Origin of the sequence: Methanobrevibacter sp. V74 (assembly GCF_963082495.1) — an archaeon.
Classification (GTDB): Archaea; Methanobacteriota; Methanobacteria; order Methanobacteriales; family Methanobacteriaceae; genus Methanocatella.
The window spans coordinates 61,478-86,908 of sequence record NZ_CAUJAN010000007.1 but is presented as its reverse complement, the minus strand read 5'-3'; the positions used below and the strand labels follow the sequence as shown (position 1 = coordinate 86,908).

Annotated in this window: 27 protein-coding genes and 3 pseudogenes; 12 read left to right on the top strand and 18 right to left on the bottom strand. The window is 26.3% G+C overall.

Annotation, left to right across the window (positions count from 1 at the left end; all coding sequences use genetic code 11):
* Positions 1–1,177 precede the first annotated feature (1,177 nt).
* From Q9969_RS10815 to Q9969_RS10790, 6 genes are all read left to right on the top strand, one after another.
* Positions 1,178–1,786 (top strand): cysteine peptidase family C39 domain-containing protein, encoded by a 609-nt coding sequence (locus Q9969_RS10815; RefSeq protein ID WP_305557657.1) that lies wholly within the window; start codon positions 1,178–1,180, stop codon positions 1,784–1,786.
* A 95-nt stretch (positions 1,787–1,881) separates the two neighbouring features.
* Entirely contained in the window at positions 1,882–2,361 is a 480-nt protein-coding gene (locus tag Q9969_RS10810; RefSeq protein ID WP_305557655.1) for a hypothetical protein, read from the top strand.
* 487 nt (positions 2,362–2,848) lie between these two features.
* Positions 2,849–3,106 carry a hypothetical protein gene (locus Q9969_RS10805; RefSeq protein ID WP_305557653.1) on the top strand — a complete coding sequence of 86 codons (258 nt, stop codon included), beginning with the start codon at positions 2,849–2,851 and terminating at the stop codon, positions 3,104–3,106.
* Positions 3,103–3,558: a hypothetical protein gene (locus Q9969_RS10800; RefSeq protein ID WP_305557651.1), complete on the top strand. Its 456-nt coding sequence runs from the start codon at positions 3,103–3,105 to the stop codon at positions 3,556–3,558. The genes Q9969_RS10805 and Q9969_RS10800 overlap by 4 nt, the downstream gene beginning before the upstream one ends.
* A 23-nt stretch (positions 3,559–3,581) precedes the next feature.
* Positions 3,582–3,803, top strand: a complete 222-nt coding sequence (locus Q9969_RS10795; RefSeq protein WP_305557649.1) for a hypothetical protein — start codon at positions 3,582–3,584, stop codon at positions 3,801–3,803.
* Between the two features lie 81 nt (positions 3,804–3,884).
* A complete protein-coding gene (locus Q9969_RS10790) occupies positions 3,885–4,040 on the top strand; it encodes a hypothetical protein (RefSeq protein WP_305557647.1) in 156 nt (51 codons plus the stop codon).
* Positions 4,041–4,250: 210 nt separating this feature from the next.
* Here Q9969_RS10790 and Q9969_RS10785 read toward each other — a convergent pair whose 3' ends face one another.
* The gene (locus Q9969_RS10785; protein WP_305557645.1) at positions 4,251–4,544 is read right to left on the bottom strand and encodes a hypothetical protein; all 294 of its coding nucleotides are present in this window, start codon (positions 4,542–4,544) and stop codon (positions 4,251–4,253) included.
* 257 nt (positions 4,545–4,801) lie between these two features.
* Entirely contained in the window at positions 4,802–5,038 is a 237-nt protein-coding gene (locus Q9969_RS10780) for a hypothetical protein (RefSeq protein ID WP_305557643.1), read from the bottom strand.
* Positions 5,039–5,500: 462 nt separating this feature from the next.
* Here Q9969_RS10780 and Q9969_RS10775 point away from each other — a divergent pair, with 462 nt between their 5' ends.
* Complete coding sequence (locus Q9969_RS10775) at positions 5,501–7,528, top strand: hypothetical protein (protein ID WP_305557641.1); 2,028 nt, start codon at positions 5,501–5,503, stop codon at positions 7,526–7,528.
* Positions 7,529–7,665: 137 nt separating this feature from the next.
* Here Q9969_RS10775 and Q9969_RS10770 read toward each other — a convergent pair whose 3' ends face one another.
* From Q9969_RS10770 to Q9969_RS10755, 4 genes are all read right to left on the bottom strand, one after another.
* Positions 7,666–7,938 (bottom strand): transposase, encoded by a 273-nt coding sequence (locus tag Q9969_RS10770; protein WP_305557147.1) that lies wholly within the window; start codon positions 7,936–7,938, stop codon positions 7,666–7,668.
* Positions 7,890–8,321, bottom strand: coding sequence for a hypothetical protein (locus Q9969_RS10765; RefSeq protein ID WP_305557639.1), 432 nt, complete (start codon positions 8,319–8,321; stop codon positions 7,890–7,892). Before Q9969_RS10765 ends, Q9969_RS10770 begins: the two co-directional genes overlap by 49 nt.
* Positions 8,322–8,358: 37 nt before the next feature.
* A complete protein-coding gene (locus Q9969_RS10760) occupies positions 8,359–9,162 on the bottom strand; it encodes a transposase (protein ID WP_305557637.1) in 804 nt (267 codons plus the stop codon).
* Positions 9,163–9,509: 347 nt separating this feature from the next.
* Positions 9,510–9,860 carry a hypothetical protein gene (locus Q9969_RS10755; RefSeq protein WP_305557635.1) on the bottom strand — a complete coding sequence of 117 codons (351 nt, stop codon included), beginning with the start codon at positions 9,858–9,860 and terminating at the stop codon, positions 9,510–9,512.
* A 1,382-nt stretch (positions 9,861–11,242) separates the two neighbouring features.
* On the opposite strand from Q9969_RS10755, the gene Q9969_RS10750 reads away from it, so the two are divergent.
* Together Q9969_RS10750 and Q9969_RS10745 are read left to right on the top strand one after the other, a co-directional pair.
* Complete coding sequence (locus Q9969_RS10750; protein WP_305557633.1) at positions 11,243–11,332, top strand: hypothetical protein; 90 nt, start codon at positions 11,243–11,245, stop codon at positions 11,330–11,332.
* 424 nt (positions 11,333–11,756) lie between these two features.
* Entirely contained in the window at positions 11,757–12,002 is a 246-nt protein-coding gene (locus tag Q9969_RS10745) for a hypothetical protein (protein WP_305557631.1), read from the top strand.
* Between the two features lie 475 nt (positions 12,003–12,477).
* On the opposite strand, the gene Q9969_RS10740 is transcribed toward Q9969_RS10745, so the two are convergent.
* The 8 genes and pseudogenes from Q9969_RS10740 to Q9969_RS11600 form a co-directional block, all read right to left on the bottom strand.
* Positions 12,478–13,911: a flippase gene (locus tag Q9969_RS10740; RefSeq protein ID WP_305557629.1), complete on the bottom strand. Its 1,434-nt coding sequence runs from the start codon at positions 13,909–13,911 to the stop codon at positions 12,478–12,480.
* Between the two features lie 491 nt (positions 13,912–14,402).
* A pseudogene (locus Q9969_RS10735) lies at positions 14,403–14,717 on the bottom strand (DUF366 family protein); the annotation flags it as partial.
* 95 nt (positions 14,718–14,812) lie between these two features.
* Positions 14,813–15,538 carry a hypothetical protein gene (locus tag Q9969_RS10730; RefSeq protein ID WP_305557627.1) on the bottom strand — a complete coding sequence of 242 codons (726 nt, stop codon included), beginning with the start codon at positions 15,536–15,538 and terminating at the stop codon, positions 14,813–14,815.
* A complete protein-coding gene (locus Q9969_RS10725; protein WP_305557625.1) occupies positions 15,525–16,487 on the bottom strand; it encodes a hypothetical protein in 963 nt (320 codons plus the stop codon). The genes Q9969_RS10730 and Q9969_RS10725 overlap by 14 nt, the downstream gene beginning before the upstream one ends.
* 65 nt (positions 16,488–16,552) lie before the next feature.
* Entirely contained in the window at positions 16,553–16,960 is a 408-nt protein-coding gene (locus tag Q9969_RS10720; protein WP_305557623.1) for a hypothetical protein, read from the bottom strand.
* A 61-nt stretch (positions 16,961–17,021) separates the two neighbouring features.
* The gene (locus Q9969_RS10715; RefSeq protein WP_305557621.1) at positions 17,022–18,536 is read right to left on the bottom strand and encodes a phage minor head protein; all 1,515 of its coding nucleotides are present in this window, start codon (positions 18,534–18,536) and stop codon (positions 17,022–17,024) included.
* A complete protein-coding gene (locus tag Q9969_RS10710) occupies positions 18,526–18,723 on the bottom strand; it encodes a hypothetical protein (protein ID WP_305557619.1) in 198 nt (65 codons plus the stop codon). Before Q9969_RS10710 ends, Q9969_RS10715 begins: the two co-directional genes overlap by 11 nt.
* Before the next feature lie 204 nt (positions 18,724–18,927).
* Positions 18,928–19,181: pseudogene (locus Q9969_RS11600) on the bottom strand (molybdenum cofactor biosynthesis protein MoaE); the annotation flags it as partial.
* Between the two features lie 42 nt (positions 19,182–19,223).
* On the opposite strand from Q9969_RS11600, the pseudogene hisH reads away from it, so the two are divergent.
* A pseudogene (gene hisH / locus Q9969_RS10700) lies at positions 19,224–19,556 on the top strand (imidazole glycerol phosphate synthase subunit HisH); the annotation flags it as partial.
* A gap of 234 nt (positions 19,557–19,790) precedes the next feature.
* On the opposite strand, the gene cas1 reads toward hisH, so the two are convergent.
* A complete protein-coding gene (gene cas1 / locus Q9969_RS10695; RefSeq protein WP_305557615.1) occupies positions 19,791–20,786 on the bottom strand; it encodes a CRISPR-associated endonuclease Cas1 in 996 nt (331 codons plus the stop codon).
* A 1-nt stretch (position 20,787) separates the two neighbouring features.
* The gene (gene cas2, locus Q9969_RS10690) at positions 20,788–21,063 is read right to left on the bottom strand and encodes a CRISPR-associated endonuclease Cas2 (protein ID WP_305557613.1); all 276 of its coding nucleotides are present in this window, start codon (positions 21,061–21,063) and stop codon (positions 20,788–20,790) included.
* Positions 21,064–21,378: 315 nt separating this feature from the next.
* Between cas2 and Q9969_RS10685 the strand changes: the two genes are divergently transcribed.
* Positions 21,379–22,458, top strand: a complete 1,080-nt coding sequence (locus Q9969_RS10685; RefSeq protein WP_305557611.1) for a site-specific integrase — start codon at positions 21,379–21,381, stop codon at positions 22,456–22,458.
* Between the two features lie 608 nt (positions 22,459–23,066).
* Here the strand turns inward: Q9969_RS10685 and Q9969_RS10680 are convergent.
* Entirely contained in the window at positions 23,067–23,621 is a 555-nt protein-coding gene (locus tag Q9969_RS10680) for a manganese efflux pump MntP family protein (protein WP_305512737.1), read from the bottom strand.
* Positions 23,622–23,947: 326 nt separating this feature from the next.
* Entirely contained in the window at positions 23,948–24,307 is a 360-nt protein-coding gene (locus tag Q9969_RS10675) for a hypothetical protein (protein WP_305557610.1), read from the bottom strand.
* Between the two features lie 106 nt (positions 24,308–24,413).
* Between Q9969_RS10675 and Q9969_RS10670 the strand changes: the two genes are divergently transcribed.
* On the top strand, positions 24,414–25,430 hold the full coding sequence (locus tag Q9969_RS10670; RefSeq protein ID WP_305557608.1) for a tRNA-dihydrouridine synthase: 1,017 nt from the start codon (positions 24,414–24,416) through the stop codon (positions 25,428–25,430).
* Position 25,431: the final 1 nt, after the last annotated feature.

Genomic DNA, 25,431 nt, shown 5'->3' with positions numbered 1-25,431 from the left:
TATTTTTATAATTTAAAGCTAATTAATCAGTTATTTTGAAAAATTTAAATGAATAGATTAATCGAAAAAATTAGTTATCACAAAAGTTTTTGAAAGAGTCTGATTTTTAAAGTTATCTAATTTTTATTATATGGTGCAATGTAAGACATTATGAGAGGATTATCTTCATAAAAAATAGCATGTTTTATTGCCTGAATGTGATGATTTTCTCAAGTCCTAATTTTGAATAAATTTTCCGATTGAATGCAATTGAATTCGCATGTGAATGTTTGCTTTGAAAACATTCAGTATTAACATATATACTCTAATAAAAATAGAAAAATTTGATTTAGTGAAAGTTATTAGAAAAAATGAAATAAGTCCTTGAAGTAATATTAGATTAATTCATTAAGATTTTACAAGATTACTTTCGAGTTAATTTTAATTAATGATAAATCATTATATTAGTTTAGGAGGTGATTAACTAATAATAATGACAAAGATTTTGACTATGAAATTGCTAATTATGACTCTGAAACCGATACATACATATTAGATTTTAATTTAACTGACGAGGAGTATGAAGACATAAAAAATGACTATGAGAAATATTTAGATAAAAAAGGAAATACTGATGATGCAATGTCATTAGATGAATTCTTTGAAACAGTGCTAAATATAGGATTATATTCAAATTAATTATCAATTAAAAAACAATATCTTAACATATTGAAAGTAGAAATTGAACGACTCATTGAAGATTTTAAATTAAGACTTTAAAACAGTCCAATACCGTAAACTCCCCACAATCTCTTTTTAATATCAATTTAGGACTAATCTATTGTCTTAAAAACATTTTTAAATAAAAATCTGCTCTTAAATCATCTTAGGAGGTTTTAATAGTCCTAAAAATCATTTGCCCAAAATTCCAATAATGGATAATCAGAATTGAATTATAATCTGATAACATTTTGTATTTCCATAAAAGCATATCCTATTAAAATGAAATTTAATTTAATAATGATTATTATCAAAATAAACAATAACAGCACATTATCTATTACTTAAATAGAAATTTATCGAATATTATAAACATTTAAACGGAATATTTATATATGACCAATTACATACTCAATTATCAAGTAAAATATAAAAAAATTAATGTTTATTGTATCAACAATAAAAATAATCCAAGGTGATGAAAAATGAAAAATTTTTAATATTTTTTATAATATTAGCATTATTCATTGGAAGTGTGAATGCAGAGGATGTTGACCTTGAAGATTCACATATAGAAAATGAAACATATGTTAATGATACAGTTTTAAATGAAAAAAATCAATATGAAAATATAGATGAAAATGAAAGTCATGTTTGTTCTGATGATGATTTAAATTCATTGGAATTAAATACTTCTGGAGTAGTTATGTCCGATAATGAATATAGTTGTGGAGCAGCATCTTTTGCCACTGTATTAAATAAAATGGGAATTAATATTTCTTTAAACGAATCAAAGGATGCAACAAAAACAACTATTAATGGAACAACAATGAATAATATAATTTATGCTGCAAAAACTTATAATTTAACAGCATATGCCATTAATACAAATACAGCCAATCTAAAAGAAAATTTTATTGTTCATATGGACATAATGGGCATTAATCATTGGTCTGTTGTGAAAGAAATTAATAATGAAACAATAATTTTAGCAGACCCAAATTTAGGAAATTTTAAATATGATTTATGTGAATTTAACCAATATTACACTAATCAGTCAGTTAGGCTCTTTCAAAAACTTTGTTGATTTGAAATTTTTTGATGAAAATTAGTTTGGAATTTTTAATTTTGTCTAAAAATAGTTAAATTTAATAATTAATAGGTGGAGTAAAAGTTTTTATTATGCCTAATAAAAAAATAAATACTCCAAATAGTATTTTAGATGTTAAACAATATATATTTTGTGATTTTAATGATGGATTTGTCCTTTCAGATCCTCGTTTTGTGAAAATTTTTAAATCCTGTCAAAAGGCTCTGAAATCTTTTGATTTGAGTTTTAAGAAGGATGTTCCGTATTTTAAAATGAGTTTAGCTCGATGCCCTCATTGTGGAACTCGTCATGTAGTTAAATATGGTTTTACAAAAAGAACATTAGTATTTAAAGAAATAGGCAAAACTAAGGTGAAAGTTCAGCGTTATATTTGTAAACGTTGTGGTAAAACCTTTCAAACTGATTTAACAAGTCTTGTTGATAAAAACAGTAATTTTACGAATGAATTGAAAAGTAAATCAGAGCATTTAATTTCAGATTATCTGGGAAGCTTGAAAAATGTTTGTAAATCTTTTAAAAAATTCTTTGGAATAACAGTTTCACATCAATAAACGATTGAAAATTGGCTTTTTGTTGATGAAAACATTTTAGAATTTGATTTAGGTCGTTGCTCGGGATATTATGTCTTTGATGTAGAATGGATAAAAATCAATGGAGAATGGAAATATCGACACACCTTACTTGATTCAATTTCAAATTGCATCGTAGCCGATGCAATTTACGATACTGAAGATGAAAACACTGTTGAGAAGTTTTTAAGAGAATCTACAGTAAATAAAAATAAAATTGCAATCACAACAGATTTAGATAAAAAATATGCCTCAATTATACCAAAACTAGGTTTTAAACACCAATTATGTATTTTCCATACTAAAAAAAGTTTAAATAAACAATTAAAAACTTTTAAAGATAAAAATCTCATTTCTGACGAAGAATATCAAGAATGCCGCAAACAACTGAAAATAATCAAAGATTTATTCGATTTAAATGATTACGATGAATTCAAAAATGAAGTACAATCTTTAATTTATCGCAAAGATGATTTTCAATCCAGTTATTTACAAAATAATCAGAAAATCAATCACTCCTCGATATAAAAGCTTTATTCATCACTTAAAAGATAAACGAATTGAAAAAACAAGTAACAAAATTGAAAATGCCTTCCAAAAAACAATGCCAAAATCTAGAAAAAGAACATTCAAGACCAAACGAGGTGTTTTAAAACGAATCTATCGCAGAGATTTAATTTGGAATGACAATCGCAAAAAGGATTTTGAAAATCAACAAAGTTTTTGAAAGAGTCGTCAGTTATAATAACTAAAAGTACAATAAATAATATAATTAATAATGTAATTCCAATTGAATCAAATTTTATTTCAGAAGTATGTCAAAAATATATTTCTGGAAAAGGATACGTTTATTATGTATCAGAAACTATGGGTAAGATACCAGATAAACCTAAAGGTCCAGTAATCAGATTTACAATAATAGTTCCAAAATGGGGAGGAAAAACCATTAAATTGTCAACTACAAAATTAACTAAGCATAAAATTTCAACAAAAGTAATATACACAATAAAAGTCTACTCTAAAAATAATTTTAAAGGAAAAGTGGAAACTTTATATCAACCTGCTTTCTTTAATTTTGCACATAAATCAGGACATAATTATTCTCTAACACGAAAGGCATCTTTTCCAATTCATTCGATAAAATGGAATGTTAAAATGTCTCCGTTTCCATATTCTTAAATATTAATTATGGAGGTAATCCTATGTTTAAATCAAAAGGTTTTATAATGTTAATTATAATTTTAGCAATTTGTTTAATCTTAATTAGTTTTCATATAATGTCCAATAATAATATGGAATCTGATTCCAATGAACAGGATAATTCAAATGATACCATAATGATGCCGATTCAAGATGAAAATGGAAGTGTCAGATTAGTTCCAGTAACTGACACTACATCAGAGGGCTCTGCTAGTGGCCCTTAAAAATAAATATTAAATTTAAAGGAGATTCTTTAAAATTAATCTCTTTCTTTTTTAATTGAATGTTATTTAATATTAACAGGTTTGTATCTGATTTCAAATTATAATTCAGAAGTTGATTTAAACATAACCAAACATTCAGAAGATGTTGGTGTAATACCTCTTATTGATGAAAATGGAAATACTCAATATGTTGAAGCAAGAGTTTATACTGATGAAGGCAAGCAATATCATGAGTAACTGTTTGAAAAAACTATATTAAGTGATTAATTTCCTTATTTTATTATTTTTATTGTTTATTGTTAAGATATTTTAATAATGCCTTAAATTAAATAAAAAAATAAATTCTATTACCAATCATCAATCAAAACCATTCTAAATAAGTGAAAAACAAAATTGATAATCTCTTCGAAAAAAATTAAATTAAAGAATGATAAGTCAGTATTATGTTCAAAGTCTGATAACATTTTGCATTTCCATAAAAGCATATCCCAAACTATCCAGTTCATCAGGAGATGGATATTCATTCATTATTTCCTTATCAAGATGTATATAGACATATTGATTGAATAAGGCACGAATTCTATCAGGATTAATTTGGTTATCAAAAAATAACCTATCTTGTCTGATTAAATTAGTAGTAGGTCTTGCCCTATTGTATTTACTATTCATAGATTGTGTTTTCTTCACTATTAATCCATATTTAGATATTAAATCCTTTAATACATTCTGCCAGTGTTTCAAGGCATATGTAGAATCACTTCCTGGCTCTTGCTCAAAGTTGTTTTGAATAATTCAATTGAAAACATTCAGTATTAACATAAATCTGATTAATTCCTTTTTTAATCTATTGAGATGAGGATTATTTAATTCTTTTAGTTGTTTTTCAGTGTATCCAATATTATGGTGCATCGCAGATGCTAGTATCACCTGCCAGTATTGAATATCCTTTATAAAGGCCAGGTCTATCTGGATCATTGTAAATTCCATCAATAAAGTCTTCATTCATATCTAACATAGCAAATATGATTAAGCAATTTTCTTCTTTGAGAAATATCGGATTTAGTTAAAATCATATTTTTATCCTTCTTATCACTTCTAATAAAATTTATAGCCTCTACAGTAGTCATTCGACCACAATCATAGAAAGGATACTTAATTATACTTCCTAAAGTAGTTTTTCGATTACGAACAAAATGTGCTTTTCCATCATCAATTATATATTTTCGATTTTTCATATTTATCTAATTTTTCCCAAGTTTCATCACAATATTCCCTGAAATTTATCATCAAAAACAACCCCTAAATCAAAAAAATCCAATCATAAAATTCTAAATAACCCATATAAAAATATAATTTACTAATATTTAATATTAACTATTAATAATATTTAAAATTAAACATAAAATAATTTAAACAAATATAAAAACTATTAAAATAAACACATCCAATTACAAGCAAATTAAAGGAATTTAAAACAAAAAAAATAATCAAAAATGAAAAATCAATAAAAAAAATAATCAAAAACCCATAAAAAAAGTAAAAAAATAAAAAATAAATTTCTTAAATTAACTGGGTTGATTCAGAGCCGTTAATTATTTATAGTTGATTGTATAGAATCATTATTAATTATTTAAATATTATATTGATTCAATTTCATTTAATTATGAAAATATTAAGATCCGGAGGATTGATATAAAATGATTAAGAATTTAAATAAAGTTATAATAGTGTTTTTATTTTTAATATTTTTATCTATTTCAGTTGTTTCAGCACAAGACAATGCAACATCTGAAATAGATTTAAGTGAAAATACTACAATTTTAGAAGTTGAAGATAATGATAGATTAAATGTTGAAATGAACAAAAGCGATTTAAAAGGATCTACTTCAACATTTACTGATTTGCAAAACATAATCAACAAAGCACCTATTGGTGGTACAATAACTCTAAATAAAGACTATACATATGTATTTGGAGATAATGCGATAATAATTGATAAACCTTTAACTATTGATGGTAAAAACCATGTACTTAACGGAAGATTAGCTACACGAATATTCTGGATAGGTGGCGATCAAGTCACATTAAAAAATATAAGATTCATAAATGCTAATAATACTCAAACAGATTGGGGTGGTGCCATTGACTGGTTGGGAGATAATGCTAATTTAGAAAATTGTTACTTTGAAAATAACCACGCACGTAAACTTGGTGGTGCTATTTACTTACATGGAACACAAGGCAATATAAAAAACTGCACTTTTAACAATAACCATGCAGAGTATGGTGGTGCTGTTTGTTGGTATGGTGCTAATGGTTTTTTAAGTGCTTGTTCTTTTGTTAATAACCATGCTGGTTGGAATGGTGGTGCTGTTTATTGGAATGGTGCTAATGGTTTTTTAAGTGCTTGTTCTTTTGTTAATAACCATGCAGATGCTGGTGGTACTGTTTGGTGGATTGGTGCTAATGGTTTTTTAAGTGCTTGTTCTTTTGTTAATAACCATGCAATGGATGGTGGTGCTGTTTTTTGGGATGGTGATAATGGTAAGGTAGTGGATTGTTCTTTTGTTAATAACCATGCAATGGATGGTGGTGCTGTTTATTGGTGGTGGGGTGATAATGGTAAATTAAGTAGTTGTTCTTTTGTTAATAACCATGCTAAATTTAAAGGTAATGTTATTTACTGGTTTAAGTCAGGTGATATATTTGCTTGTACTTTTAGTGTATTTCGTTCTAAAAATACAAATACTGTTACTGTTAATAACTTAATTTACTACGAAAATAATAATTACAATGTTAATTACTATGAAAATGGTAATAAAATCCTTAATAGCGGGATAAATAAGAATATTACTTTTTTTAATTTAAACAGTGGAAAACACACTATTAAAATGATTTATAAAAAAGATGGTAATGATTTGACTAATGATTTAATTATTACTGGTGATTCTTATTTAAATTCTAATAATGTGTATATGTTTTATAATGATGGGACAAAATATAAGGTAAAATTAACAGACTACCAAGGAAAACCTTTAATTTATAAAAATCTTCAAATCACAATCAAAAATAAAAAATACAACCTAAAAACCGACAAATATGGCTATGCTACTATACTTCTCAAACAAAAACCTGGACAATACTCAATAATAGCTAAATTCAATGGAGATAAAGATTATGGTTCAAACACATTTAAATCCATGGTAAAAATCTTAAAATCCCCAATAACAAAAAATAAAAACTTAAAAATTTATTTCATGGGAGGAACATTTAAAGTACAAATAATACATGCAAATGGTAAAAATGTAGGTACTGGAAAAACAGTAAAATTCACAATATCAGGAAAAACATACAGTAAAAAAACAGACAAAAATGGATATGCAAGCCTAAAAATCACACAAAAACCAAAAACACACACCATAACCACAAAATATGGCAAATTCATTACAAAAAATAAAATCACAATCCAACCAGTACTAACAGCAAAAAACATCATAAAGAAAAAAACAAAAACAACAAAATTCCAGGCCAAACTAGTAAACACTAAAGGAAAACCACAAGCAAAAAAGAAAATAACATTTAAATTCAAAGGAAAAAAATACAAAAAACTAACAAACAAAAAAGGAATAGCCACACTAAAAATCAAAAACCTAAAAAAAGGCAAATACAACATCTACACACAATACACCAAATCAAAAATAAAAAACACAATAACAATCAAATAAAAAAAAAAGAATAAGGAACCACCAATACTTCCTTATTTTTTTAACTTTGCAGGATGGGACATGAAATTTTTTAATTTTTCATAGAATTTTTTTTTATTTTAAGAGTGTCCGCCAAAAATGATTTTTGAGTGTGGATTCTAGTAAATGGTCACATCAAGCTTTAATTGGTGTGTAGTGGATATACTTTCACAAAAATCAACAATATCTTCTTTATTATTTTGTTCTCCTTGAATAAGATTATATAATCTTTTTATATTGTATGCTAGTGCATCTAGGTTGAGTCTTTCTCCGGTTTTTACCATTCCGATTACTATTTCTTGTTCTACATGGTATTGTTCTTTGAATATTCCGAATGGTCCTTCTACACTTGGTCTTTTTTTGAATTCTTCTTTATATTCTTCTTTTTCCATTTTGAAGAATCCATTGCTCTTTCTAATCTGCCACCGTTTTCTGTGATGGTTTTATGTGTTTGTTTGTCTGTTAAGCAGGATTTTCTGTGAATGCAGTATTTACATGCAGTATAATTGTTGTAGAGTCTTTTTATTTTGTCGGGTTTGTCTGGTTCTTCGTTTGGTTGTGTGTATTCTTTGTAGAAGTACATTGGTTGTCCTGATGGGCACATAAATAAGTCTAGGTCGGATATGTAGTAAAAGTGGTCTTTATGGAATTGGTTTGGATTTAATTTGCCTATTTTTTCTTTGGATTGTTTTCTTGTTGGTATTAATCCATCTATTCCTTTGTTTACAAAGTATGATAGGCTTATTTGATTTAAATATATTGTATCTGCACTCATGTGTTTTGGTACTTTTCCTATGTTGTTTATTGCTTTGTCAGCTACTTCTGGTAGTTGGTAATGGTCTGTAGGGTTTTGTGTGACGTTTAATGCGCAGATTAGTTTGGTGTCGTAATCGCAGATGTTGGATATTATAAGCAACCAGGAAGTTTCCTTTTTTGCCTTTCATCATGCGTGCTTCAATATCATTCATTGGTATTTTATCCTGTCCTGTGAATTTGAATTGAGTTCTGATGTCATATAATATTTCTAATTTTTCATCATTGGACATTTCCTTGTCATTTAGTATTTTTTGAGCTGGTTTATTGAGTTTTTCAAGCTTTTTAAGGTCAACTTCCAGTCCTTTGTAGAACTGGACCAGCAAATTGGTTTCTTTTTTGCTGATCATATTTTGGTTAGAATTGAATGCTTTTTTGATGGTCCCATCGACTACAACATGATTAAATTCAGTGAATCCTTTTTTTACGGCCATTTTTAATGTCATTTGAAGCAATACTTCATAATAACGTCCAAATTCATCACGATACCTTTGAATTGAACGTTCAGAGGGTTTAATTCTATCACAAACGAATTTATATATGTCATGGTACTTTGTCATTTCTGCAATGACTCTAGCACTTTCAATATGGTCTATTTTTGCATAAACAAGTAATTTTAACATGGAACATGGAGGATATGAAGGCCTACCGCCTTTTTTCTTATTCTCTTTAATTCCCAAAATCGGATAAAATTCTTCAATAAAATCAACCACAAAACGAGAAATATGATTCTCTGGAACATTAAAATCATAAGTCCTAATGCCTAATTCAGCCTGATTCTTAATAACTTTCTTACTAACCATAAATAACCAACACATAATAACTCATATCTAATATAAAATATGTACATCATAGTATATAAATATTACTATTCTAAAAATGACTAAAATCAAATATAAATAAATCATTATAATCCATATTAAAAATTATGAATAATAAATAATTAAAATTAAATTCTAATTAATTTAATGAAAAAAATTAACAAAACAAGAAAATTATAACGCAGTTATAAAAAATTCAAAATAAAAAAAATTAGTTTTGGCGGACACCCTTAAAAATTTTTTGCAATAATTTTATTTTTCAGTTGTTTTCTATTTTTGTTTATTTCGTTGTATATTCTCTTTTTAAGTTGTGTCCTATTGTGTATAGTTTAAACTCTGTAATTATTTGTTTTAAGTCCGTTGTTGTGAATTTTGTTAGGTTTATGTTTTGTTTCATGTTTGTAAATGGTAGTTTCTGCTGTTTTTTTGAGCGTATTTTTGTAGATTTTTTTGGGGGGCTTTTGTGGTTTTCTATTTTTCTTTGCATTTTTATTTTTGAAATATTTTCCATAGTCAGTGATTATTCTGTATTGTTGTGTTTTTACTGTAATATTTTTGTACTGGGCAGTTTTTGCATTCTTTGGTCCAATGTGTGATTCTTGTTTTGTTTTTGTATTGGTATTCGCTTTTTTTTCTATAGTGGTTGACCAATTGGGGAGGGGGAAGATATAGGTCATCATTTCGTGATCATAGTTGATAATTTATCTTTGGAAAAATGGTTTTTTTTCGGACAATTATTATACTATTTTTTTTCTTTTTTCTTGAGAGTTTTCGTGAGGATATGTAACCGTCAAGGTCCATGTTTTTTCAAGATATTCTGTGTTTTTCATCTGTTGAATAGTCATTATCTGCACTTACTTGGTAATTAACAGGCATTTTCATCGTTATATTTCTGTTAAATTTGATTGTACTTGTTCCATTTAATGGAACAAGTTCGTAATGGTCTGTTGGATTGTATTGTTATGTATGATGCTAGGATTATTCTTTTATGTGAGTCTACAGTAATCTGTCTATTGTAATACAAATTCCTCATTTTACCTTTTTTTTTTATTAATCATAAAAATCTTGAATCTGGATCATTTACACTTAATTACATCATTTTTTCCAGGATTCTTTAAGCTTTTCTTCGAGTGTTTTCAAGCTTTAAATTTTTTCAGGATTTTTCTTCTGGATTGTTTTAAGAGGTTTTTTTTTACTTGAAGCTCTCAATTTATCTTTGGTCTCCATCATTTTTTCAAAGGATTTTTATTGATTTTCTCTTACTGTTTCTTGGAATTTTTCTTTGTTTGTTAATATGATTCAGGAACACTAATTTTTCCAGATTCATCGCCCAATTCCAAATCTTCTTCTTGATCCAATTTATAATACTTTTCTTCCAAAGTGTTCTTTTCCATGATTATTTTTAATTGTTGTTCATTGGTTATTATTTTTTAAAGATGTTTTTACTTTAGTTCCATCTAAAACTCTAAATGGCGGATTTTCTTCTTTTGCAAATCTTTAAAAGTTGTTTTAAAAGCTTCATCAATTAAATCAGGTATAATCCAATTTGAATCTTATAAAATTGTCCCTATAAACTGGCTTTTGCATGCCTGCTAAAGTACATATAAGCAATATTCAGTTCTTGTTCTTCTCTCAATTAGGAGAAGACAATCCACCATCAAATAACACTCATCCAAACCAATCCTAAGCAACATTTCACGAGGATAAGCAGGTTCACCAGGCTTATCACGAAAAACTCCTTGTTAGCTTCGGAACAATCAATTTGACCAACCACATTTTTAATAAAAATAACACAGATGACCTTCAGGAATCAAATTACTCAACTCCATAGACACCAACATAGTCAGATTAACAGTATCATCTTTTAAAACCATAAATAAAACAACCATAAATATTAATATTTATAATAAAAGATTATACTTCATAGTATATAAAATTAAAGGAAAAAAAATAAGCGAAAAAAAAAATTTTAAAAATTAATGAGAGTCATGTCCCATCCTGCCTCATAAAGAAAAAAAGAATTAATATAATTTTAGACAATGCAAGGATTCACACAGCAAAAATGGTTCAAAAAGTTGCAGAAATATTAAATATAAATCTAATATATTTAAAACAATATTGTCCTGATTTAAGCCCCATTGAAGATGTTTAAAGAGTAATCAAAAAAAACAATATATAAAACCAATTAATAATTCTGAAAAAGAATTAATAAAAATATTTGAGAACAAATTCTATGAAATTATTGAAAGAAAAATCATTTTTATGAAAAATTGGCATGATCTAAATAGTATAAACTTTTAGAGAAAAACTATAATAAAAAAGGTTATAAAATAAGGAAGTGTTGGTGGTTCCTTATTCTTTTTTTTTTATTTGATTGTTATTGTGTTTTTTATTTTTGATTTGGTGTATTGTGTGTAGATGTTGTATTTGCCTTTTTTTAGGTTTTTGATTTTTAGTGTGGCTATTCCTTTTTGTTTTGAATAATTCAACTGAAAACATTCAGTATTAACTATAATAGAAAAAAATTTATCGGGTGTTTGATACAATAATCTGTAAAAACAATTTGAGGAATTATCATGAATGAACATATTATTGTTTCAACAGATACTCGTGCAGCATTATTTAAATTATTTGCACAAGATGAAAGCTTTGATGATGTTATTGTAAATTTACTTGTACATTACAATGAAAATGAAGAATTTACTGATGCACAAGCAGAAGTTTATAATAATGAAATAGAAAAATCAGAAAATGGTTTTTATGATGATTCTCCTAATATTTCATTAACTGAGTTAAAACGTTTCGTTAATTTTGAAAAATAATTAGTTATCATATAGTATATTTGTTATGTCACATTTTAATAAATCGTATGTCACAAAGCAGAATGTTATGTCACAATTTTGAAGGAATGTATGTCACTTTTGAAGTGTTATGTCACATTATTCCTGAAAGTTATGTCACGGCAACTTTTGTATGTCATAATTTGCTAAAATCTCAAAAAAGTTATGTCATGAAACTAAAAGGTATGCTATCTTTTAAATATCTTAACTTGTTGCCTTTTTTCATTGTCTTTAATAAATATTACTTTTGTTATTATATATTTTATATAAAATAAATAATAAAATTTTAATCATGACATTGCAGGCAGAATTACAAATCAATATTGTAATGAGCAATTACAATAAAAGGAGCAGTAGCTATTCAGGAAACTATGACTACATTTATCTTGATAATTTAACCAGCAGTTCCTTTCTAATTACTTTGCTACTCTTAAAAATCTAATAATAATTACCTATTTTAATTTTTGCCAATGATTTCTTTTATAACATATTTATCATCATTATCTAAAATATTTAATAAATACATGATTATTAAGTAGATTGTTATACTCACGGGTATTGCTAAAAACATGTCCATATGTAAAACGTTAAGAATAATACTTATAAATATTGATCCTATTATTATTTTAGCTAAATCCTTATATAATCTTTTATTAGGTCTGAATCCTAGCTTGTAAATTACATATGACTGTAATAATACAATAATGATATCACTTAATACTGTTGTTATTGCTGCTCCATTATAAGAATACTTTGGAATCATGAACAAGTTTAAGACTACATTAAAAGTAGCTGCAATTAAATATATTCTTGTAACTGCTACTTCTTTATGTGATGCGTTTAATAATATGTTGCATGCTCCACTTAGGAATAATAGGCAAACTGTCCAGATAAGTATGTTTAAAACAGATGATGCATTAGCGAACTCTCCTTTTGGATAAATTAGATGGATGACATCTGCTGAGTAATATACTGTTGCAAAAGCCAGTGGGATTATGATAAACATTAAGTATTTGATTGATTTTTCAAAACTTACAATCAGAAGGGTTTCATCATTTTTAAAGAATTTGCTCATGACTGGGAATATTACTGCTGTGTAAATTGAATAAAATAGTGTTAAAACAGAAACTAGTTTGTATGTTGCATTATAAATTCCGGTTGCATAGTTTCCAACAAGTGCTTTTAACATGATTACATCGATTGAATAATATATGGAATAGAGTATTCCAGTAGCTGCAAAAGGTAGAGCAACTATTGTAAGCTTTTTCCAGAAAGTAGTATTGATCTCAAATTTAGGGCGGGCAATATGTTTTCTTAAAGCACCATAGGTGTATACTAGTACTATTAAATTGGAAATAACGTATGCTAGTGTTATTCCGTAAATTCCTAAATCTGTGAAGATTGCTATTAATATAAAAATAAATAATAAGGCTGTTGTTAGGATATTTCCAATTCCCTGATATTTTCCTTCTTCAAAAGCTTGAAAACATCCGTTAAACAATCCTTTGAATGAATTAATAATCATTTCTATAGTAAACAATAATGTGATTGTAATTGTAAGTTCATCAGTTTTTAGAATTATTAAAATTATTAATGTTAGGATAAATGTTCCTATTCCAAATAAACTTTTTAAAGGGATTGCATTACCTAAATACTTGGGGGCTTGTGAGTAGTCTGTTGAAACATGACGAACAATATGGGTGCTTATGCCAAAATCGGTTGTGACTGCTAGAATTTCACTTAATGAAATAGCAAATCCTAAAATACCATTTCCATTAACTCCAAGGTAATTAGCTATTAAAACGGTCCATATAAAACCACAAATACTACTTAATATTTGTGGAATAAATAGCCAACCCATATTATTAAAAATCGATTTCACTTGACTCATAATTTACCTAAATTCTAAATTAATTATAATTAATATTTAAAGTTTTGTAAAAATCTTGTTTTTTTTAGAAAATTATATTGAATAATTGAAAAAATTATTCCGTTTAAATTTACTTATTTTTGCTAAAAATATATTAAAATAATTCATTTGCACCCCCCCTAATATACATTCCTAGAAACTTAAGATTTTTTATTTTTTTTATCATTGTTTATTCATTGAAAATTGCTAATTTTGATTTATTTTGCTTTAATCCATTATTATTTATTTTAATACTTTATTAATTAATTTTAATTTATTTATATCTAATTTTAATAATTATTAATAGTTTATTTTAAATATTATTAATTATATATATTTATATAAGTAATTAAAGTTTTTTAATCATGAATTTATTTGATTGGGGGTTGGATTGATGTATTCTTATGATAGATTTGTCAAAGATTTTTTCAGTTTATGTTTTGAATAATTCAACTGAAAACATTCAGTATTAACTTAGTTACAATCCCATTTTCAAATAAAATCTCTCGAAAAATCATAACAAGAAGTCTTTGGCGAAGATAAGCTATTCTCATATTAGCTGGTTGACAATCAAAAAATTCACAAATGAAATTAACCATTGCATTAGACTTAATTTCCAAACCAACATCTGCAAAATCTTTTAAATTATCGGGAGTAATATTTACTGGACCAATCCAAGTAATTACAGATGAACCATAAATACCAAACTGATTAAATGCCCAAGAAGGATTAATTTGGCTTCCATCATACTCAAAAATTTCATTGATGTGTTTATGAATAATACTCATAAGTTAATTTTAGATTATGTTTTTATATAAAAATTTGCAACATTACTAAAATAAAATTTAGGAGAATTTTATTAAAAAACTTCAATTACATCACATCATTTAATAATAATTTTACTAATAAATTTACCATAGTAATTAGTATTTTTAGGAGAAATGAATACTTTATGAACACCTCTTTTAAAATTTTTAGTATTTAAATAAGCTAATCCTTTATTGTTTGTTTTAAGAGTGCGTGTTTTGTATTTCTTACCAATAGAAATCTTAACTTTAATCTTAATATTTTTTACTATTTTTTTAGCTTTTTTATTAATTAATTTAATAGTAAATTTTTTTGATTTCTTATATTTAGCAACTATTTTTGGTGCTTTAATAGTTAAAGGTGTTTTATAAATCTTAAATTTTGATTTTAGAGATTTAATCTTATAATTTCCATTTATAGCATTGATAACAATTGAATAATGGCCCTGATTAAAATTATGTTTTAAAATAGCCATCCCTTTAGAATTTGTAGTTACATAATAATTTTTAGACTTATTTTTAGATAAATAAATTTTAAACAAAAACTTAACTCCTTTAATAGCTACTCCATTATTATCTACTAATTTAACATATAAATGCTCATTTGAATTATAAAAAATTCTTAAATTATAACAAAACAAAGAAGTATCACGCTTAATAACCGATAAAGAAGATTGGTTAATTAAAATACTATTAAAATCATAACAAAGTTTACCACTCTCATTAATATGGTAATAATCACTTTTTTTAATATATGAATCCAATATCTGTTTAAGATAATATTTAATATTATAATTTTCCAACACTTAAATTAAAAGGTAAAGAAACCCTTGCAAATCCGTTTTCATCAATAATGCTTTCCAAATACAAATTATAATTTTTATTATAAATATGTACTTTAAAAATATCATTAACAAAAGGTAATCCTTCTTCATCAGTTAACTTAATAATCAGTTCACCATTATATAAAACCGGCATATTAACAGTTAAAACACGACGAGCATTAACTGAAACATTTTTTAAAAAACTATTTCCAATTAAATCCCCATCATAAAAACCATTGACAACACCCCCAATGAATCTACAACTAGGATTAGAACCTCCTATTATAAATTCATATTTAAAAGAAGGAGGGTTATCTTTAAAAGATGTGTTAAATATTTTTCCATTATGCCCCTCCCATGCAACAATTCCTCCATCCCCATAACCATGGTTACCTGAAAATGAAGAATTTATCAGAGTACCATTAGCACCAACCCAATAAATAGCAGCTCCATTAGATATTAACTCATAATTGTTCAAATTTGTAAAATTATATGGTGCTTTAGCATTTATTATTTTTAAGTTCTTCAATATAACATTGTTCGAAGAGATATAAAATATTCCAGATAACATTTGTGCATCTAAAATAGCTCCATCACCTCTTCCTTCAATAACAAGAGACTTATTAACAATTATTAAATTACCCTGACCATAATAAGTTCCATTAAGTTGTATAGTATCATTTTCTTCTGAATCATCAATGAGCTTTTGAACATCCGAAAAACTATTTTGACTATTATTATTTTTTCCAAATACCTCTTTCACATTACTATTACAATACTCATCAGAATTATCTAAATTAATATTTTTATAATGAGTATCATTTAAAACTACATCATCTTCACTTAAATTAACATCAACTGCACATACATTACTCAGACTCAATAATGCTACAAAAATTAATGTAATAATTAAAATTTTATATTTCAATCTAATCACCATAAAATTATTTTTTCTTGTTTTGAATAATTCAACTGAAAACATTCAGTATTAACTTAATTTTCAGTTAAGTATTGATCAATAGGAACAACCTTCACCACATTATGTTCATCATCCTCAAAAATAATAGATTCAATAAGATTCTTAAATTGAGGATATTTCTTAACAAATTCAATACCCTCATCAGTTTCAATATTAATACTAGCAGAAACTGGATCATAAACAGGATCATTATGGGCTAATTCTTCACGCCTACCTCTAACACGGTACATTTTCTCACGAACATCATCCCTATAATTTAAGAATTCAGACCTTTCCTTTTTATAAAAAGAATCATTAACATAAAGAGAAGCCATGATTCCATCAGGAATAACATCCTCAAAAATAATTAATTCAGCTTGCATAGCAGACGGTAAATTTCTGAGTAATTCTCCGTTCAATTTAGTAAATCTTATGAGTGGCATAAATATTCCCCATTTTAAATATATTTAATTACTATATATTGTTTTTGAATATATAAAAAGATTATGGTAATTTCCAAACTTTTTTCTTACTACTCAAATCCTCAACCTTGTCTAAATAGATATTAGGTAAAAATAATGTTTCATAATCTTCAGGAGAAACAGTAATCCCCTCAACATATAATACTTTAGTTCCTTTCGGGATTAAAATATAATTCAATTCATCTCCGTATTCATCAACTTTAGTGTATTCATAAATTGACATTGAAGTAAAACCTTTATCTTTATATGTTGTTTTACCATTTCGACCCATGAACCTTTCTCTTTCACGACGACATAGCATTACATCTTCATTAAGAGTTTTAGCATATTTATTAAAAATACTTTCAGCAATAGTCAATGCAACATGAAAATCTAATTCATCTGACAATAATTCTCTCAGAATAAGATTATTGTTTATGTTTTTCCATCTTTCAACACATTCATCTAAATTATCTGGTCCAAATCTTAAATAATCATTTAACGGAGAGCTATCTTTAGTGAATATTTTTAAAAATAGTTCTTCTTGAGGGCTTAATTTATTAATATCAAATCCGTAGTTTTCAAGGAAGTCCTGTCTACTCATTGGAGTGTTCCCTTGTAATTGATACTTTTTACCTTTATAATTATAACTCCAATTATGTGTGTCTTCATTGATTAAGTTGGTTGTGTATGGTTTTTCAGGAGGCACTCTGTCTCTTTTCCACACAGAAAGATAAGTACAGCGACAATTAGGATGTGCGGGAACATATTCTTTCTTTTTAATCATTTCTTGAATATTATGTACTCTTTCTTTACCATGGTTACTGTAAATTATTTCATCATCATTGAATTCATATGCATTTTTTAAACAGATGTAACATACATTATCATCTTCAGCAGTTAGTATTTTAACTTCTTCATATCCTTCATTTACATAAGATTGTAGTATTCCTGTGTTTTGTGCTCGTGATACTTCTGTTTTTGCAATCATTACTGCTCTTTGTCGAGGAGATAATGTACTATCTGGTAATCGTTCAACACCTAATTTAACTAATTTTGAAGCTATATTATTCGGATTTTCTCCTTTTATTACACCTTGGAATATCTGATTTTTAATAGATCTTCTTAATTCATTATCTAATTTCCTGATTAGTTTAAAATTATAGTTTCTAATATGAGTCAATGCTAATTTATCTGCTTCAGTATAACGAATTCTACTTTGAATATCCTGATATCCTTTAATTTTACCATAATCATAAACTTCATTGATAATATCTTCTATTTTATCATATTTTCCATTGAGAATTCTATCCCATTGTGATTCCATTAGTTCAAAAATATCTTTTTGGTATTGCATTTCACCATAAAAATAATCTTTTGCTTCTTGAGAATCCAACCACGCAATAGAGTTATCTAATTGTTGATTGATTAATTGCATTATTTCTCTATAATGATTATTAACATGAGGGTCATCATTATTTTTAATATCTAATTCATCCCAGTAATCTAATTCATTTAGTAATAAATGATTAGTTTTGATTCTTTCTTCAGATATCATATTCTTTACCTAATCTTTCAAGAGACAATGATTTTTTTAACATTTTAATTTCATCAATTGGAATAACATCCTGTACATCATCAGGATTGCGAGCAATACCATATTGACTATAATTCATTGGTACATTACCCCAATCTACTGGAGATAAACCATACCCTGATCTTACTTCATGTTTTGAATAATTCAACTGAAAACATTCAGTATTAACGCAATTATCAAATCCACTGAAGTGATTATTGGGAAATAGGATTTAATATCCTATTAATCCTAATAATATTAAAATAACAAAAATAATTACTGCTGCTTTTAAAAGTGTTTTTAGATTTTTCACAACAGCATAAATAATTAAGAATAATATAATTACTCTTATTATAAACATTATTGTCAAAATTTAACCTCCTGCAAGGATAGTTTTTGTACCTTCTTTTGAAATTTCTTTCTTTTTTGAATTCAACATCGTATTTTACAGTTTCAAATAATAATAACTTCTTTTAATGCATCAAGGGTTTCGTCACGATGATTACCAAGTACTGCTACTAAAAATAACATATCGCCGGTGTAAAATTCACCGATATAATGGATAACAGATATTTCATGAACATTATATTTGATCTTAGCATTTTCAACAATTTTTTCAATTTCTTTTTGGTTTTGAATAATTCAACTGAAAACATTCAGTATTAACGTGATTACTTGGTACTGCCTGGTGTTGGAGCGTTTGGTAGTGCGATGGAGAATTTAAAACCATTTGAAGATGTAATAAATGAACATGTAAATGATAACAAGCCATTTCTTGGAATTTGTCTGGGTCAACAAGTATTAATGGGGTCAAGTGAGGAATCTCCAGAAATTAAAGGTTTAAACTTGTTTAAAGGACATGTGGAATTGTTGTCCGGGAATGTAAAAATACCTCATATGGGGTGGAATCAACTAAAAGTAGTCAATGATTCTCCAATTTTAGAAGGTATTGACAATGAATTCTTTTATTTTGTTCACTCATATCATGTAGTTCCTGATGATGTTTTGAATAATTCAACTGAAAACATTCAGTATTAACAGTGTCTATTTTTTCTTATTTTATTTATTTTAATGTTTTATATTTCTTCTTTTAAAAATATTTTGAGGATTTCATTTTTATATATTATTTAAAGTGTTGGTTTCCTCAGAATTATAATTGTTTTCAATGATTTTATCAGTATTTTTTCTAAATTTTGAGGACATTAATTTTTAACTAAAATTTATAAATACATTTCCTCACCATCTTAAATAAAATCCATTAAATTCTTCAGCGTATAATATTGTATTTACTAAATCTTTGCTTTGTTTTCTAATTAAATCTGAATAAGTGTTTATTTCATTATTGTAAGTAATTGTTGAGAAGATTTTTCCAAGAATTTTATTCACTATTAATTTCCTTGCTTCTAATTTTATGGTATTATTTCTTTTATCTAAATCATTTATGGTAACTTGTTTTCTGTTAATTAAACTTATTACTGTTTTATCAACAATTTGTTGTCTGAATGGTTCGATTAAATCAAAGGTTAAACTTGTTCTTTTATCTATATCATAATGTAAAAATCCGCAATATGGATCTAAACCTATTAGTAATATGCTTTTTGTTATTTCACTTGCAAGAATTGCATAACCATAATTTAACATGGAATTAAGTAAATCTGTTGGTTTTTTTGTTCTTTTTTCAAATCCAATATTATTTGGAATGAAATATTTTACTGCTCTCCAATACTCATTAGATGCTTTTCCTTCTAAACCCATTATTTTAATTCTTATTTCATCATTATTTCCATTTAAATTTAATTTTTCAAGTTGTTTTATTATTTCATCAATTTTTGATCTATGGTTAAAAACTCTTTTCAGCTGTTTATTTTTATTAAGTGTTGTTAATGTAGCTTTTTGGTTTTTCATTTTACATTTTATTAATTCTTTTGATAATTTAAGACCAAGTTTATTTTCGCTTAATTTGTATTGTTGTTTTTTTAACTTCACATTTCTCCAATCTGGTGATTCTAAGATATAACTTAGTTGTCCTCGTGGATTAATAGCTATTAATTTAATATTATTTTCAGCTATTAAATTTAAAGCATCAAAGGTCACATAACCTTTTCCTGTAATGGTTATATCATTAATTTCGCTTGCCTTGATAGAATCTATAATTTCGGAATTTTCATGTATAACAATTTGGTTGTCTTTCTTGTGGATTGATTTATTATATCCGTCAATAATTAGTTTCATATTAATATATCCTAAATAAATCATTATTGAATTTAATTTCACGACCACATGTTTCTTTTTTTAAATAGCAATTTTGACATATTCGTGTTATTAAAACACTATCATATTCTTTAATTATTTTATTTATGGATTTAACTAATGTATTTTGTTCATTATTATCTAATTCTCCTATATATAATGTATTTTGAATTTTTCTAAGTCCAAAGTGCTCAATAACACTTTCAATCTTTTCTTGATTTGTTTTAAATTTTATATCAAAACTAACTATTACATACATAAATTAATTTATAGTTTTTATCCAGTTAAAATTAATTTTTATAATTACAACTTTTTATTACTTTTATTATAATTTCTATTACAAATCTAAAATTGGGAAAGATTTGTATTTTTATATCTCTTGATGTATAGGTGTTACTTCATTTACAACATTCCTTTAGAAACTTTCAAATTCATCAAATTTTATATATAAAATAAATGTATATTTTATGTAATAATATACGTTAATAATGAAAAGATACGAAGTATTTATATATTAAAAAAATAAATATTAAAACAAGGGTTTGAGTAAAAAAATTTAGGAGGCAGAAAGCTTATGATAGAAGTTGATGAGCTAACAGACTACCTAAATGAATACTTAGAAGAAAAGCAAGAGGTAAAGAACTTAACTCAAGAAACTATAAAAAAACAAACATTTAACATATCTAAATTCATCGAATATCTTGAAAAAGAAGGAATAGGAGAACTAACTGATAAGAATATTAAAAAACAGTTAAGACATTATCGTAGGCATTGTTTGAAAAAACATGGAAATAAAAGAACCACAGTTAAAACATATATGATGAATATTTTGGAATTCATCAACTCAGAAGATGTTCAAGAGGAAATCCAGCATGAAACCATCAAAATGAAGGATATTATTGAAGTAAAAGCAGAAGATTCTGAAACTGCTAAAAAAAGAATTGAAAAAATATCCTTAACCTGGCCACAATCCAATTTTTTCTTAGATACAATCGAACAAAGCGGAAATAAAAGGGATTATGCAATCTGCAGAACATTTATTGACTCCGGTATGAGATTGAAAGAATTGGTCTTATTAAACAAAACAGATATTCAAGTTTCAATTGATGAAAATGGATTTTACGAACTTCCCAATGACACTAATGAATTTATTGATGTTTATTTACGAGCAGAAACAACAAAAGGTGAGTTAAAAGACCGTACAACATTTATCACCTATGATACATTAATCAGTTTAAATGAAATGATGAAGAATCGTATCACAAAACTTAGGAAAAATACTAATAATATATATCGTCCAGTAATTCAGCGAAAAAAAGCGGCTGAAGAAGTAGTAAGGGAAGAGCTATTTACCAATATTAATGGAAAAAGAATTGGAAAACGTGCTGTTCAGGATATCATTAAAAAACATGCTCGTGAATGTGATCAGAGAATTGAAAATGAAGGAATTGAATGTAATGTAAATTATGGTAGAGATGTTAGTGTTCACATTCTAAGACATACTGCATTATCCCATTATGCGGAAATATTGACAGTTGCAGAGGTGCAGTCAATTGCAGGGCATTCAAACTCCCAAACAACGGATAAATATATTCACATTGACCATGAACAAATGAAACAAAAATTAAAGGTTAATTCACAAAGATTTTTATAAAAATTTATAATTCAAATTCATGAGATTTATTAAATTTCATGAAATTTATTAAAAAATAGCAAAATTTGAAGAAAATGACATATTTCAATAGCTTGAGATATATGTAATTATTTATTTAAAGCATTTTTCTAAATATTACTTTAGTATAAATAGTAAAATATGTATAAATTAATATTTCTGTAAGTAGGGAAATATACTTAATATATATTTTCTGTATAAATGTATAATAGTAATATAAGTATAATAATATAATTACTATTTTACTTATTATATGTATAATACTATTAATAGTAATTATAGATAAATAGTCATTTATATATATTTACCTACTAATTGATATTTAAGGTTAATATACGGAAATACCTTTCCGACTATAGTAATATTACACTAACAGAAATTTTGGTAAAATAATTCATATAAATACTCTAATAGCAATATACTGGATAATACATCTCTATTTAATTATAAACTAAATTTTTAATCTGATTTTAATTATTTTGTATTATATTAAACCATAATTAAAAAAATAAACCTTTATAAATTCGTATTTTTAATGAAATTTATTAAATTTTATAATTTTTATAAAAAAGGTATTGGGAATAAAAAATTTAGAAACCTAAAAGGAGTTTTATACCAATCAGTATAAGAATAACTCCACCAAGGATTTGGAACTTATCTCCAACATAATTTCCAAGTTTCTTACCAATAGATACACCCACAATACCAAAGAAAAATGCTACAATACCTATTATAGCAGATGATATTAAAACCGGATCTTTAAAAAGTGCTAATGTAATTCCAACTGCAAAGGCATCAATACTTGTTGCGATTGCAAGCAAAGTTACTTCTTTAAATGAGAAATGGTCAGTTATTTCTTCATCGCCACCTGATAAACTCTCACGAATCATATTTAATCCAATCATTAAAAGTAAGATAAATCCAATAATTGAAGCTAAAGATTCAACAATAGTTGTTATAACATTACCACAGAAATATCCTAATATGGGCATTATAAATTGAAATCCGCCGAAAAATAGTCCATAATAAAAGATTTGTCCATTGGTTATGTTTTTTTGAGTAAACCCCTTTGTCATTGATACACTAAATGCATCCATAGCCAGAGCTATTGCTATCAACAATACAGAAATAATATTAAATGCCATGATTAGATATTTGTTTTTATTTTATTTAAATATAATTAAACAAATGATTAATTGGATTGTTCCAATTAATCAAATTTATATCAGCCGGTAGGAAATAATTTTTATTTCCTAATTAGTATATTTAACATAATATTATTTAAAATAACCAGTTTTAAATCAATATAATTTTATATTATGAAAACAATAGTATATAAAATAGAAAAAAATATTGTATATTGTTTAATTTAAAAAAATTAAACATCATAATGTTCAACGTCCTGATATATAAATTCAACGTCGGAAATTAATTTGATATTGCCTAAATCATCACCCAACGGCCTATCCTCTCAAATAGTGCAATTGCAAATATCATATATTGAAATGTCAGTTACATATTCAATAGGAGGTAGTTTATTTACATCTGAAAGAGGAATAATATAAGACTCATCACCAGATATAAAAACCATATGATTGTTGCATAAAGATTTTAACCAATTTAAAGTGGTTCCATTAACATTTCTATAGTAATCCGAATTTTCACATTCATTTATGAACTTATCTATTGCAATAAGGTTGTCAACACAAATTCTAACTTCCGTTTTATTTGAGATATCTAATGAATTATCAAAACCACTACATATAACCACACATAATCCACTAATCACAAGCACTGCAATTATTACGGATATTACAAACCTACTTTGCATAATATTACCTTATAATTCTATATCAATAACATCCCACATTTCAATCATATCATATATAAACTCACTATATAACATATTTATATTATTCTGATTTAAAATATTAACTATGAAAGATTTATTTGATTATTGTGATTTTGGAGATTTAAAACTTAATAGCAGAATTGTGAGAACTGGACTTTGGGAGTCTCAAAGAGAAAAATCAGGCAATATGACTCCTGATATATATAACCGATATGAAAATATTGCCGCCAGCGGCATTGGATTAATAATTACTGAGTTATATTCACTTTACCCAAGAGATACATTCTCCAAATACTCAAATACCATTCACTACACTCAATTTGTTCGTGAAGCTCGTGATTTAACTGATCTTGTTCATGTATATGATGTTCCCATCTTTGCCCAATTAGGTTTTGTACAATATAATAAAAAAACGCAGCAAAACATGAAAATTGAAGAGGTAACAATTGACGACATCCGAAAAATACAAACGGATATGATTATTGCAGCTCAAAAGTTTGATTTTGGCGGATTTGACGGCATTCAATTAGGTCTTGGAAATTATTATTTCCTATCCAGATTTATTAATCCAAATTTCAATACAAGAGATGACAAATACGGTGGAAACACTTTCAATAGATTAAGAATAGTTCTAGAAATGATTAAAGTAATAAAAGACAATACGAAATTACATATAAATTGTCGTTTAAATGCATTTGATGGAACAACCAATGGAATGACATTGACTGAAACAATTGAAATAGCCAAACTTCTTGAAAAATATGGTGCGGATTCCTTGCAAATTACTCGTCCACGTTCGCCGCAATTTTTCACACGTGAAAATAAAGAGGAAAATCCATTAATCGAAGCTACAGAGCAAATAATTAATAATGTTAATATTCCAGTTATTTTAGGCGGTGGAGCAAATAGTCAAAATCAGATAAATGAAATGTTAAATTCTACAAATATAGATTTTATATCAATGCAAAGGCCATTCGTCAAAGATCCGAGTTTCCTAGTAGACTGGCAAATTAAAGGAAATGGTGAAAGCTTTTGTAAAACTTGCAATAATTGCTATTGGAAAAAAACCGCTACCTGCCACTTAAGATCATGTAATCCCTAAA

Bases quoted from the DNA above. Each gene is read 5' to 3' on its own strand.
- Q9969_RS10815 (WP_305557657.1), top strand. From the start codon at position 1,178: ATGAAAAATGAAAAATTTTTAATATTTTTTATAATATTAGCATTATTC.
- Q9969_RS10810 (WP_305557655.1), top strand. From the start codon at position 1,882: ATGCCTAATAAAAAAATAAATACTCCAAATAGTATTTTAGATGTTAAA.
- Q9969_RS10805 (WP_305557653.1), top strand. From the start codon at position 2,849: ATGATTTTCAATCCAGTTATTTACAAAATAATCAGAAAATCAATCACT.
- Q9969_RS10795 (WP_305557649.1), top strand. From the start codon at position 3,582: ATGTTTAAATCAAAAGGTTTTATAATGTTAATTATAATTTTAGCAATT.
- Q9969_RS10780 (WP_305557643.1), bottom strand. From the start codon at position 5,038: ATGAAAAATCGAAAATATATAATTGATGATGGAAAAGCACATTTTGTT.
- Q9969_RS10775 (WP_305557641.1), top strand. From the start codon at position 5,501: ATGATTAAGAATTTAAATAAAGTTATAATAGTGTTTTTATTTTTAATA.
- Q9969_RS10770 (WP_305557147.1), bottom strand. From the start codon at position 7,938: ATGGAAAAAGAAGAATATAAAGAAGAATTCAAAAAAAGACCAAGTGTA.
- Q9969_RS10765 (WP_305557639.1), bottom strand. From the start codon at position 8,321: ATGAGTGCAGATACAATATATTTAAATCAAATAAGCCTATCATACTTT.
- Q9969_RS10760 (WP_305557637.1), bottom strand. From the start codon at position 9,162: ATGGTTAGTAAGAAAGTTATTAAGAATCAGGCTGAATTAGGCATTAGG.
- Q9969_RS10755 (WP_305557635.1), bottom strand. From the start codon at position 9,860: ATGATGACCTATATCTTCCCCCTCCCCAATTGGTCAACCACTATAGAA.
- Q9969_RS10750 (WP_305557633.1), top strand. From the start codon at position 11,243: ATGGTTCAAAAAGTTGCAGAAATATTAAATATAAATCTAATATATTTA.
- Q9969_RS10745 (WP_305557631.1), top strand. From the start codon at position 11,757: ATGAATGAACATATTATTGTTTCAACAGATACTCGTGCAGCATTATTT.
- Q9969_RS10740 (WP_305557629.1), bottom strand. From the start codon at position 13,911: ATGAGTCAAGTGAAATCGATTTTTAATAATATGGGTTGGCTATTTATT.
- Q9969_RS10720 (WP_305557623.1), bottom strand. From the start codon at position 16,960: ATGCCACTCATAAGATTTACTAAATTGAACGGAGAATTACTCAGAAAT.
- Q9969_RS10715 (WP_305557621.1), bottom strand. From the start codon at position 18,536: ATGATATCTGAAGAAAGAATCAAAACTAATCATTTATTACTAAATGAA.
- cas1 (WP_305557615.1), bottom strand. From the start codon at position 20,786: ATGAAACTAATTATTGACGGATATAATAAATCAATCCACAAGAAAGAC.
- cas2 (WP_305557613.1), bottom strand. From the start codon at position 21,063: ATGTATGTAATAGTTAGTTTTGATATAAAATTTAAAACAAATCAAGAA.
- Q9969_RS10685 (WP_305557611.1), top strand. From the start codon at position 21,379: ATGATAGAAGTTGATGAGCTAACAGACTACCTAAATGAATACTTAGAA.
- Q9969_RS10680 (WP_305512737.1), bottom strand. From the start codon at position 23,621: ATGGCATTTAATATTATTTCTGTATTGTTGATAGCAATAGCTCTGGCT.
- Q9969_RS10675 (WP_305557610.1), bottom strand. From the start codon at position 24,307: ATGCAAAGTAGGTTTGTAATATCCGTAATAATTGCAGTGCTTGTGATT.
- Q9969_RS10670 (WP_305557608.1), top strand. From the start codon at position 24,414: ATGAAAGATTTATTTGATTATTGTGATTTTGGAGATTTAAAACTTAAT.